General features: G+C 40.7%; 1 protein-coding gene. It reads right to left on the reverse strand.

Going from position 1 to position 13,603, the window contains the following annotated elements:
* Positions 1 to 31 precede the first annotated feature (31 nt).
* Complete coding sequence (locus T515_RS08280; protein WP_036609700.1) at positions 32 to 13,549, reverse strand: Cna B-type domain-containing protein; 13,518 nt, start codon at positions 13,547 to 13,549, stop codon at positions 32 to 34.
* Positions 13,550 to 13,603 lie beyond the last annotated feature (54 nt).

Consider the following 13,603-nt stretch of genomic DNA (forward strand, 5'->3'; position numbering starts at 1 on the left):
GGGGATCCCTTACAGGACTGCTAATGAATCATTACTTTACATTTGCTGCCCTTTTTCTTTTTTTGCTTGCGTAAAACCATGCTGCAAGTACTGCCAGTGAGAAGATAGCACCGATTCCGTAGTAAATCATGTTGGACTCGTCGCCTGTCTTAGGTGTTCTTGATGCACCTAAAACTGCCGGCTCCTCAGGTATCTCACGGTTTGCACCGAGAACCTCTCCATCATCGGTTGAATCACCCGGATTATCGCGGGTGCCGCCGAGGGTGTCACCGCCGCTTCCGCCGTCTCCACCGCCGCCATTGCTTCCGCCGCCACCGCCGTTGCCGCCGGTGTAGCTGTTGGTGAATACTACTTCGGAAAGCTTTTCGCTCTCTGTAAATACTCTTGCTGCCACTGTACCATCACCTGTACGAGCTTCAGTACCGTAGGTTACAGACTTATAAGAAGCCTTATAGCCTGTGATACTCTCTTCAGTGAATGTGTAGTAAATACGCTTTCCGTCTGCGGTATATACAGGAACGGATGCCCATGTTGTGTCATCTGCCCAGTTGTTTGCCGCATTCAGAACTGTCTCTGTCTTAAGTCCGTCAATGGTAATGTCTGTGGTTGTACCATTATCTACCGTTGTAGTCTTAAGTGTTACCTTAAGCTCCTTAGGACGTTTATTACTCTTGTTATTATCATCACTCCAGATCTTTGAAACCTTCAGGGAAGCTGTATCCATACGGTTCGTGATATCCGTTATGAATCCGTCCTCAGTCTCTGTCGTGTCTGATTTATAAATATACGCTCCTACATGTCCTCCGGTAAGATCATCGGTCTTTTCCTTGACATTGACACTGCTTCCGTCAGAAAGATAGATTCTGCTCTCAACCGCACGGTAGCTATATCTGTTACCGGCACTGTCAAATGCAGGAAGATCATCTATGGTAATGCTTGTCTCAGGCTTACTGATGACACGTATAAAGTCTGTTCCGTTTTCGGTAACATTAATCCAGTCTGTACCCTCAGTCTTTCTCTGAAGAACAACCTCTGCTCCCGTTACGTTCTTTCCTACGCCGGCATACTCGTTCTCCCAGTTCTTTCGAACAAGGATCTTAACTGTATCCAAAGCATTTGTGATAGTAATCTCAAAAATCTTCTTTCCGGATGCATCCTCAGTAACCTTCACGGTACTTCTGTCTTCATCCTGGATGTAACCATTGACCTTGTTATCGCTTTCTGAAGCATGTCCGAAGTCATCCTCCAGTACGTAGTAGCTGATTTCTTTGCCTCTGAAGCCTCTCTTATACTCCGGAAGATCTGTCCATGTCACTGTCCAGTTATTCTTCTCATCAAGAGTATAATCGTCAAACTTCACCGTTCCGAGACTGAGATCATCATCCTCAAGCATACGGCTTACAGGCACATCTACTCTCTGGTTATCTTCATCATAGAAGTATGCCCAAAGTGTAACTGAAATCTTTTCAGGTCTGTCGCCATACTTGTTGTCCTTATCATCCCACTTCTTGGTTACAGTAACATCTACCGTACCCGGCTTGTGGATATTAGAACATGTGCTCTTTACGAGCTCACCTTCTTCGAGAAGGACTCCCTCAGCAGCTACGAACTCATAGCCTCTGGTTGAAAGATTTGCTTCAGCCTCATCCTCGTAAGCTCTGTAGACGTATGACACACCGTTTGGAGCCTTCAGAGGAAGCTGTGACCAGGAAGCGATTTCCCACTCACCTGAGTCAGTTTCACTGATACTCTGATCAAATCCTTCTATTGTCTTCCACTTGTCATCACTCTCAGACTCCAGCTTACGCTGCAAGTGGAATTTAATGCTGCCAGGACGTTTACCGTCTCTGTCATCATCATCTTCCCAAACCTTAGTAACGGAGAAATCTCCCTTCCTGAGGATATTGCTGAGATATGAAGCAAATGTTCCATTCTCCTGATCGACCTTATCAAAGTCGTAGTTGTAAGCTCCGATGACCTTTCCGTCAAGTTTAACCTCTGCTCTTTCCCTGGTTTCCTTATCCACGGTTACAAGAGACTTCTCAACTGCCCGGTAAGAAAGCTTAACACGATTATCACCATCGTTACCGTAAACAGGAAGATCATCCCATACGTAACTGTATTCATTACTCTCTGAAAGTACAGCTGTTACTTCACTTCCGCTTGCCACATGATTTCCGTTTTCATCAAGGTGATTTATAACAGGCTTCCAGCTTCCACCACCATCCTTGGAGTACTCAAGTGCAATGTTTACATAACGCTCATACTCTTCGTTTACCTTAGTGATGTCTGTTCCTTCATCCCATGATTTCCTTGCGATAACAGAAGTCGTAGCAACCGTATTCTCCAAAGCAGTTACATAACTATATCTGCTGTTGGAATTCTCAACTCTATTGGTCTCGTCTATAGCCTTACGCTCTGTTTCAGCCTTTGTCTTAGTGTATCCTTCCACCTCTCTTTCGTTAAAATCAACGTCTTCTTCATAAGGACTTTCTTTAACAACATATCTGATTTCTGTTCTGTTTTTACCGCTGAATCCTCTCTTGTACTTAGGAAGATTACTCCAGGTCGCCTTCCAACCGTTACCTGAACTAAGGATAACCGGATTATCAAGCTCTACTACCTTTCCGGTTTCAGCCTCTATTCTCGCTCCATCAGCAATCTCGATAGTCTTAACTATCTGACTGACTGTAGCCTTTTCAACAGGATCGAAATACTCCTCATAAAGGGCCGCCCAAATTCTTTCAGGTCTTTCTCCATACTTATCATTCTGATCTATCCACTCCTTCTGTACTTCCACATCAACTGTTTCAAGATCATGAATGTTTACATATGTGACAGAAGTTGTCTCAACATCTTCATCAAGTACGAATCCCTCATCATAGTAGCTTTCATCCAAATCCTGTCCTGTAAGGAGCTTATAAATAAATCTTCTTACAGGTGCTGTAATCTCCATGATAGCATCATAGATTCTCTTGAATACGCTGTAATCTACATCTACATCAGATCGTCTCAGAATATATCCATCTGTGATATCCTTTTCAACTACTCTGTATGTATACTTCTCTCCAAAAGCATCCTCCATCGGGAGATTTTCCCAGGTAGCAGTTTCCCACTCACCTGATTCTGTAGCTTTGATCTTTCTGGGAAGCTCGGATAATGTAGCCCACTTATCCTTCGCCTCTGACTTAAGTTTACGCTGTAAGTAGAAGGTTACACTTTCCGGACGGATACCGTCACGGTCATTGTCATCATCCCACAGCTTCGTAATGGAGAGATTTCTCTTCTTAAGCTTGTTGCTAAGTACTGACAAACCTATTTGTTCTTCGGCCTTGTAATCATAGCCTCCGACTACGCCGGTCCTTATAGTACGTCCATCAACCACTGTCTCACTCGGAGTCGTAACATTGAATGTCTTATCTTTATCTTTAGTACCGGATATAAGTTGAATTTTCTCCTCAATTGCTCTGTATCTGTAGTCGTTATTATCTGCATCCTTCGCAGGAAGATCATTCCACTCATGTCTGTAACAAAGCTCCGGAACGTTACTATATTCAAGAACGGCAGTTACCTTCTCTCCGTCTTTAGTCCGAACAAATTCCCATTCTCCCTTACCGGCATCATACCTCTGAAGTGCTACAGTAACCTTCTTCTCAACACCATCAACATAAGCACGGGTTGGATCAGTTTCATCTGTATCCCAGTACTTCTCTACTATGTATGATGTTGTTATGAGTTTATTGGTGAACTGTACTTCAACTGTATCATTCTGAACTAATTCTACAGGATTTGATTTATTTCCCGTCTTAATATCGCCATCAGGTTTTATAAAACTTGTTGCGTCATAATTATATACAGGAACTTCATCATTACCTACTTTCACATACTCCTCTAAGGTATATGTGATCTTACTACCGTCTGCACCATAAAGCGGAAGTTCACTCCATGTTGCGGTCCAGTTAGAATCACTCAGAGTCTTTGACTCAAGAAGGTATTTACCATCAGAAACCTTGTTAAGCTGTTTATTCTCGTTATCCCTAACCTTACCGGATGCAAAAAGCTTAACAATGAGAGTCGTAGGCCTTAAACCATACTTATCACCAAAGTCCTCCCACTTCTTAGTTACAGCGATTTCTCCAAGTTTCAGTGTATTAACTGCCTTTGTCTCAAATTTCTTGGTATCTTCGTCATAACTGTTTGTGGACTCATATACATAGGCACCTGCATCACCATTCTGATCTCCGGTTGATGAATTATCACCCTTCAATACTATGTCTACAGTTCCATCCGTATGAGTTATCTTTGTCTCAACTGCTCTATATTCATACTCCTTTCCGTTAATGTAGTCATTACTGTATTCACCCTTCAGTGGAAGATTCTTAAAATAAGCAGTCTGTACAGTCTTTCTATCGATCGTTTCTGTCCAATTCTCTACTTTATCAGCATTCCACTTCTCTACTGTCTTCCAGTCAGAAGCTTTATCAGAGCCTTTAAGTCTTTTCTGAAGAGCAAAACTTATGGACTTAATATCACTTCCAAAATCTCTCTTCTCACCTTCCCAGGTCTTTGTCACCTTAAGCTCTGTAAGATCGAGATCATTGTTGACTGTTGTTCTAAATTCGCTAGGTTTAGCAGAATCATTCAGCGTATTCTTAACTGTCTCAGAAGACATTGACTTAAATCCTGCAAATCCGTCGAATACAGATGATGTAAACTTGTTATCGTTTTCTGACAGAGATGAAAGTTCTGCGGCAATGCTATCTTCTGATCTGGTCATCGTAACTGTTTTGTAATGAGCCTTATACTCTACAGCACAATAGCTGATCTCGAAATAGTTATTTTTATCTTCATCATAAGCATAAGCAGGAAGTCCGCTTCTGTAAGTCTCATTGAACTTTCCAGCATCATAATTGAATGGTGATGTAATGGTTTGTTCACTGGTTGTGCCGTTAGCTGTCTTTGTAAGCAACTTCCAACCGGAATCGCCGTCCTGAACCTTATAATAAATTCTGTAAGTTATCTTTTCAGGAATTGCACCCATTTTATAAATGGTCTGAATTTCCTTTGTAGATAATTCACCATTATTCAATTCCTTATTTGCATACAGCGTTACAGTTTTAAATTTATTTGAATGTGTCAGTGTCGTCTCTATTTCCCGATCCACACAGGTTACAACTGAATTCGTCGTATAGACAAATGGAACAAAATTCCATGCCTTCTCTCCTGTTGGTACAACCTCCTTAATGTAATATCTGTTTCTGTATCCTCTTGGTTCATAGTAAAGAAGATTATCTTCTATTTTGTGTGTCCATGCCGGATTATCATTTTTCTTAAGTTCAAAAGTATCTATTAATTTATCCTTGCCCCCATTGTTGACACTGTTATCCTTCGCTTTATAAAGCTCGAATGTAATGGAATCCGGATAAATATCTATTCCGTCATAACTGGACGCATTTTGCCATGCTTTCTTAACTATCAGATCGCCACGAATCTTTGAGAAACCATTGATGATTGCAGCCGTACCGGTACCGTGACCCGCAGTACCCTCTGTAGGAGGAGTATACGTTCCCTTAACCTCGATATCATAGCCTTTCCAGTTATCGCCATGAGAAGTAAGTTTAGTTTGTTTATTATTTGCATCTAACTGGAAAAGATTATCGCCGGTTTCTTCAAATGTTACCGAATCGCCATTCCTGGTAACCTTGGCCTCATAAATGTGCTCATAACCATTGCTGTCTATCCTGCCATCATTCATCTTCACATATTTTTCAGAAATCATGTACTTATATGGATTAAGATTAGGCGCATAGTATGGCAGATTATTCCATGTATATGACAAGAAGTCCTTGTCCATATCATAGGTTAATGTAATCTCGGCATCACTCTCATTAGTTGTTGCTTTGCCATCCTTGCCGATTAATTCCGGCTCACCTATAACCTTACCATCATTTCCAAGCAGATATCTATACAAGCGAATAGTTATTGTTGGAAGATAATTCGGTCCATATACATAATGTCCATTTTCATCTTTCCTGAAATATTCCTTCAGGTATTTATCATCAAATTTTCCTGTCTCAGGATCAAAGCCTGTCCACTTCTTATAGAAAGTGATGCTGTAATCCTGATCCTTTCTGTACTTATTTGATGCCTGTATGCCATTTGTCAATGAGTCATCATTTACATTAAACTCATAGGTTGACTCTATAGGCTTATTAGTTGTGTCCTTTTCTACCTCCTCAATTGTATAGATGTACGGGCGACCATGTTTATCATACTTAGGAACCTTTGCTTCCTCCAGTTCACTTCCGGTAGCCTTATTACCTTTTGCATCCGTGTTATAGAACTTGAATTCTTTACTCTTAAGTGAATTTGCGCCGGCAAGCTCAGTAGTAAGATATAATATATTGCCATCGACTATCTTCTCCTCAAGAATCTTTTTGCCTGTGCCATCAGGCTTTAAATAGTACTCCGGTGACGGCTCCTTACTGCCTCCCTCTACAGATCTCATAAGACGTACTGTAACTGTAGGAAGATTATCAGTACTGTATCCCTCCGGGATATCCTCATAAATCTTTAAACCTTTGACAGTTCTGTCATTATAAGGTCTGTTTACGATGGTTCCGGCCTCATCAGGATTAAGCGTTACCTCTGCGGCAAATATATGAGGCTGCTCTTCACCATCAGCAACTTTCGGCCAAGGCAAAGTCTGTGGTGTCTTGCCTTCGTAATCATACTTCGCAACTGTTTTGCTTTCGTCAGTATAATCAGGAGCATCTGTAAAAGCACCTATCTGAGTATATTCGTTTGTGTTTTCTGAATCATAAGCCTCACCTATGTAGTATGTGTATTCATAAAAATTGCCATCCTGACTGAATCGTGGCATAGGCGCATAGATTTCCTGCCACCAGTTATTTGTTTTCTTATCTTTTATTGTGTACCAGTCATAATCAACATAGGTTTTCTCATCTACCTGCTCTATAACCTCCTTTTTCTCATTATTTACATACTTTCGATAAAGATGAGTGTAAATATCCGGTCGAGTATTCGTCTTTTCATCAGAATCATCCCAGAACTTATTTACAACAGGAGTAACTGTTGCTGAAAGCTCATTCACAAGAGAGATTGTATATCTGTCACCTGTATGGTTTTCCTCACCTAAAGACAATTCGCCCTTACGATTGGAACCTGAAGTTATGGCATAGAGCTTTGAGTACTTTTCAGCCTTATCTTCTCTTCCAGCCTTATAAATCAGCTTCTCATAATTACCGTCAGCATTCTTTAAAATCTCAGGCTCATATTCAATTAACTCACCTTTATCACCATACTTACGATATGGTCCCAGATGGACAGTCCAATCATTTTCTGCATTCAGTTCAACAGTTTCTGTAGCATATTCACTCTCATTATTGCCTTTTTTTATCTTGACCTTAAGTTCAACAGCATCCGGACGGGACTTATTTATATTATTACCATCGTTCCAGGTTTTGTGAATGTCTACATAAACAACACCAACTCTTACATTGCAAAGCGCAAAGTCAAAATTTCTGTTGGCTATTACATTTTTATCCATGAAATACTGATAATCAATGTAACTGCTTGTAGCCTTACCTTTCTTTGCTGTTTCACTGTTAATCAGCAATACATCATAATCATATGTACTGCCCTGAACAAATCCGAAATCATCTGTCTCTCTTGAAAGATTCTCAATGGAGGCTTTTTTACCACCTTCATACTGATTCCAGTCATGGCTCAGATAATGATCGGCTTTATTTTCAGGTTTACCTTGCCAGTCACTATTGACGGAATTTACAACGGTCTCTCCATCCTTACCGGTGTAATAGTGAACTTCTTTATCTCCAAGTTTTGTTTCCAGTACTCTGAATTCACCGGAACCGTCTTTTTCCTGATAGCCGTTATTCCTCCAATTATTAAAATCAGTTTTTACCTGACCATTCGGCAACTCTATAAAGACATACTTCGAATAGCTATAATCATTAGGGTTAATGCTATAGCCATTTTTATCAGCCACTGTGGTCCACTCTCCATCGCCCTTCTTCTGCTGAAGGACAAAGGTCACATTCTCTCTTGATTCCGAATCATCACCATCAAGCCACTCTTTATAAACAGTAGCGTAATCGTACTCTCCTATACCGTTAATGATTGATACAGAATCCAAAAGATACTTATCACAGTAATCGGCATTTTCCTTTCCATTGGATCCGATATATGGATTAACAACAGTATTATCTGATTCAGAATATGTAGGCTCAGTTATTTCGTTTATTACTGTTGGAATATAGCCTCTGTTAGGGTCTTCTTCATGCTCAAAGATAGAGTATGTATACTCTACACCATTGTCATCATAGCGAGGGAGTAACCCCTTCATGCTGGAATTTTCTAACTTAAGGATGGCCGTATCATATCTGTCTACGATGATTACATCTGTTAATCCAACAAAATCCTCTGAGCTGTTTAAGATAGTCTCAGTATATGTTCCGTCGTCATTTAACTTATTGTAGGTGCTGCCTTTCTTATAGGTTCTAACGATGGTTCCTATTCTTATTTTGTCCTGGTAAACATCAAACCTGAAAGAAATCTCTTCACCATTATCAAATTTTGTCTTATCTGAGTCATACAGACCATTCTTGAAATTCTTAACCAGCTTGACCTGAGCATTACCTACAAGAGTATTCTCAAAGTGGGTTGTATTGTCGCTATAGTTCCTTGTTACAGACTGAACATAACGATACCCATCCTTTGTAAGGAAATACTCTCTTCCTCCCTCAGAATATTTATTTGCATCTTCTAGTTTTGTTCCGACCTTAGTCTGAACACCGGCTTCTTCAACAAAATAGTAAAGTCTTCTTCCTTCCTCATCATATTTGTCGACATGCCATGTATGGCTGTCAGAAGTAACTTCAGCAGAGAAATCCATCACCTTTTCAGTATCAGGTACTTCTGAATAGGTGGCAACTGCTTTAAAGGATTCAAGATCACTATAGTTCGCAGGATTTGTCAAACTGCTGTAAAGCTTAAAGGTAACCTTTGCCTCTGTATCCTGTCTTGCAACAGCATGCCAGGTTTTTGACACATTAACACTGACAGTGTCCTTGATAAGATTTATCAGGGTCTCACCGTTGTATACAAAATGTCCGTCATGAAGGCCTCCCTCTACTTTGGCCCCATTTTTATCAAGAAGCTCTGTAACGTAGTGGTTTGGACTTGTACCTTGCTTAGTCTCAGTTTTTTCTTTACCTACATAAATGAACTCAGCTCCGTCTCTGTTATAGGCATCGAAGTATCTCTCGTTACCTTCCACATCCTTTAACGGAAGTGTCAGTTCATATAAGCTAAAGGGTATGATATTTTTAACTATCGGTCTCTCAACAGTCTCATCCTGAATTGCGGCTAACGGAGGAAAACTACCGTCATCAGTCTTTTTATGTCTGTATATGATGATGTTGGCTTCCGGACGAGTATTTAAATCTTCCTTAGTCTTCACAGTATCCTTCCAGAGTTTGTACATCTTATACTGTGTCTGGCCGGCAAGAATATTTACAAGCGTTCCGCCATCATAAAGACCGCCAATGTAATTTGAAGCATTTCCTGTATTTTCATAAGAAGGAACATAGTGACGATTAATTATTTCATTACCATCTGTTCCGGTAGTGTTCGGAAGTCCCTCAAGTTCCTCCGTCAGATAATAATGAACAGGATAATCTGTATCATCAAAAGCATAGCCCTTGATTTCGATAGACCATGTATCACCATTATCAACTACACTTATAGCGCCTTCAAAAAAGTCATCAATATCAGCAAAACTGTTTGCAGCCGGTTTAAGTTCTACTTCAACAGGATTATCTTTGTCCCCTTTCAGTACTTTATAAAGGGTAATCTTATTTGTGTTTTTATTTAACCAGTCTTCTACTGATGGTCTGTCCTGATTTATATCTCCTTCTTTACGGGCATCTTCATCGTTCCACTTGATTGTTGCTTTAAAAGTCTGAATCTCATTGTTGCAAAGAACCATACCGTTGCGGTCATCTGCGTCTTCAATGTATTTGCTGAAGTACTTTTTCTTGATATCACCTTCCTCAGCAATTCGGTACTTAATAGTGGCACTTTCAAGCTTGCCTGTTTCAGAATTATAGAAAACATATTTATCATATAATCCGTCTGAAAACTTATAGGTATAAACCGATACATTGTGCTCATATAAATTAGCGGATGTAGGGCGGGGAACATCTGAATCCTCAACGCCATCACCATAGCAAAGCTCGCCCTTCATGCTGTCAGCATCAAGTCGCTTCCATTCAGTGCTTATGCCCTCGATGAAGTATTCAAGATACATATAGTTCTCGACATCAGCGCCTACAAATGCATTCTTCTCTTCATCACTCTTGCCATCATCCTTCCAGAGTTTCTTGACCAAAAGGTTTATTCCTCTGTTTTCAATAAAGAGCTGATTCTCTTTGTAATCTGAATTCTCAGCCTTCTTTACAAGTGTTATAGGATTAACACCTGTTCCGAGACGACGCTGGAAAGTAGTGCCACTTGCATCAACCATCATTGTGAGGTCTTTGTCATCGGATACTACAAGAAGGTAGTAGTCTACAGGAGAGTTGATCTCTCTCTTAAAGGTATATCTTCCTTCTGAATCTTTACTAAGAGTATTTTTTATCTCTTTTGACTTGTTCAGAATATAAACATCACAAACATTATCTACGCCTAAACCATCAATTATAAAATTGATGTCAGTTCCGGCGGTGACATTCTCGGTATAAAGATATACAGGGTAAGAAATCAGCTCAGTGTAGTTAAGAGTCAGAGTTACATCTTCTGTAATAGCAACAGGATCTGCTGTTCCATTCTGATACTTGAAATAATTGATCTTTGAATCAGAACCAAGGTTAATAGGCTCCGAATCGGAACCAATAGTAATGGTTGCATTTTTAAACCTGTATTCAGGCACATTAAACAGAGCAGAAATCTCAGCCAGGTCTCCCTTGCCGTTAAGATTATTATATTCTTCTGTAGCAGAATACTTCGAAGTAGCTATTACCCTAGGATTACCGTGTTCATCTAAATTGCTTTCATCCAAAAGCACTACTGTGAATTTTGGTACATCAAAAACAAGCTCAAGTGCTGTCTCATCACTTAAGTTCTTTGGAAGAAGGTCTGTCCTACGAATAAGGTTATCAGCTGAGTTCTCATTTGCTGCAGCCGAAAGCGTAATTGTCTTCTCCTTTGCAAGAACGCTGAAACTTGCAATGCTTGCAGGCAAAGTAAAGATGCGGGTACCTTCGTCTTCTCCTGCCTTATGTGCGGCATCGTCAACAACCTCACTGCCGATCTTCTTTCTGATGATTACATCCTCATTTGCAGAAAGGCCGCTGATGGTATAGTCAATTAAATCTGAAGAATCAAGTACTCCATCCTTGGTTACAGTCAGATGAACTGTATGTGCATAATTCTTATTATTTATAAATGTAAAGCTTGTAGGCTCCGATGCATCAATCGAAATCGCATGCGGTCCGCCTTCAGGCGTATAGGAATAGTCATCCCTGTCAGCCGGCTTGATCTCAACTATATCAGTTGAATCTATAGTAAAGGACTTGTCACTTGCATTAACTTCAAAGCTGCCGTTTCCTTCAGAATCACTGTCAACAGAAAGAGTATATGAACCATTGTCCTTATCTATGACAGATACTGTGGCCTTGCCGCCGTTGCTTCCGAATCCCGAAAGCTCATAGGTGATTTTACCCTCTACATTAGGAGCGCTCTGGGCAGCATAAAACTTCTGATCGAGATCCCAGTATATACCCTTGAAGGTTACAGCCTCGTGTTCATCAACAGGCGGCTTCTCTCTTGAAGTCACCTTATATGTAACTCCATTTCTGTGAAGGGCTGTTACCTTGATACTGATTCCTTTTGAATCTGCAATCAGACCGATATTGCCGGTCTTTGCAGGAACATCGCTTATCTCACTTCCGACAGTGATATTTTCATCTTCAAGAAGTCCCAGCAGATCATCAGGATTCTGAGCTATCTGCTGTCTGAAGGCCTCAAATGTATCTTCATCCGAATATATAGCCGCAATCTTTTTCTCCTCTCCGCCCTCTGCGGTTATGGAAAGAGTAAGTGTGTCTCCCTCTTCATATGAATACTTTGAGTCACTGTCACTTCCGAGACTTATATAATAAGCCTTGATGTTACTCTTTTCAGAATAAAAAGCTACTGTATATATAGAGAAGTCTTTTGTTTTTACTGTGAGTTCACCATCTTCAGAAACAAGATCACTGTCATCTGTCTTTGGACCGGACTTCTGATCCTTTGAATCAGTCTCCTCAGGTTTTTCAATCTTTTCAGAATTTTCTGTCTCTACTGCTTCTGAATCTTCGATAACAGCTTCTTCAGTTTCCTCTGCCTTAATGTATTCAGGCTTCTTGAGTTTTTCTCCGGAATCCTGTCTGGTAACAAAGGATACAACAGAATCAACCACAGCCCCCACAAAGGAATCAGCCTCGTCCGCCTTTGCCCTGGCAGCCTTCTCAACATCTTCTTTATCCACATCCTTGAAATGGTAAACAGATACATACTGGTCTTCTTCCATGGATGCATCCTTGATGGCCTGAGACTTGAATGTAACCTCTACCTTCTTTCCTCCGGCAGTTACAGGCTCAAGTTCATTTCCTTCAGGATCTGTCACCTTGATGTCGTATGAGAAAGAATCCTTGACTGACTTGTCACCGTCAAGAGTCTTCTCTACAGCCTCTTCGATCTTTCTATTGTCCTGCTCGTCTGTGATTCTTTCAACCTTAAGAATACTGTCATTAGGAAATACTCCGGCAGGGGCTGTTACTGTGATCTCCACATCATCATCTGACCACACAGCTGAAAATGCCTCGCTGTTCTCCTCCAGCACCTCTACGCTTATAGTCGGTAATGCAGAATCATAAAGAACGTACTTGGATTCTTTTTTCACTTCCGATGTAAAGCTGTAAACTCCAGGCGTCTTGGGATCGTACTCTCCTCCGAAAGTCATATCCGATTCCCAGGTCAGGGGGAGATCGATGACTGTATAACCCTTAAGATTAAGGCCGCTCTTTTCCTCAAGCTCCTTGATGGTCGGCTTTTCTTCATCAGAAAGAAGTTCGATTAAAGCCTCCTTCTGATCATCGGTCATAAAGTCAACGCTCTTATTAAGCTGAGACTTTGAAGCCTCGCTGGATGTTGCGGTTTCATCCACACTTGATGCTGTGGAAATCCAAACCTCATCCTCATCATCGTTCTGCTCCGCTTCTTCATCTGAAGCAAGGGCATATATGGTTTTAGGCAAATTAAGCGAGGACTTTGGTGTACCAAACTCTACAGTCTGATAAGCCACGTCCTCCTTAAGTCTTCCAAATACTTTTACCGCATATACTGATATACCGGAACCTGAGGCTTTCTCGGTTGCATAGCCTGTAATGCCTGCATTGAAGCCTGATTCGATAACCATGAGTACGCAGAGAAAAAGTGATAACAGTTGCTTTGTCAGCTTATTCATTACTAAACCCCACTCAAAAAACTACTCTTACTAAAATTTTTGCCAGTATTACCT

This window comes from Oribacterium sp. P6A1 (assembly GCF_000702885.1).
Lineage (GTDB): Bacteria > Bacillota > Clostridia > Lachnospirales > Lachnospiraceae > Oribacterium.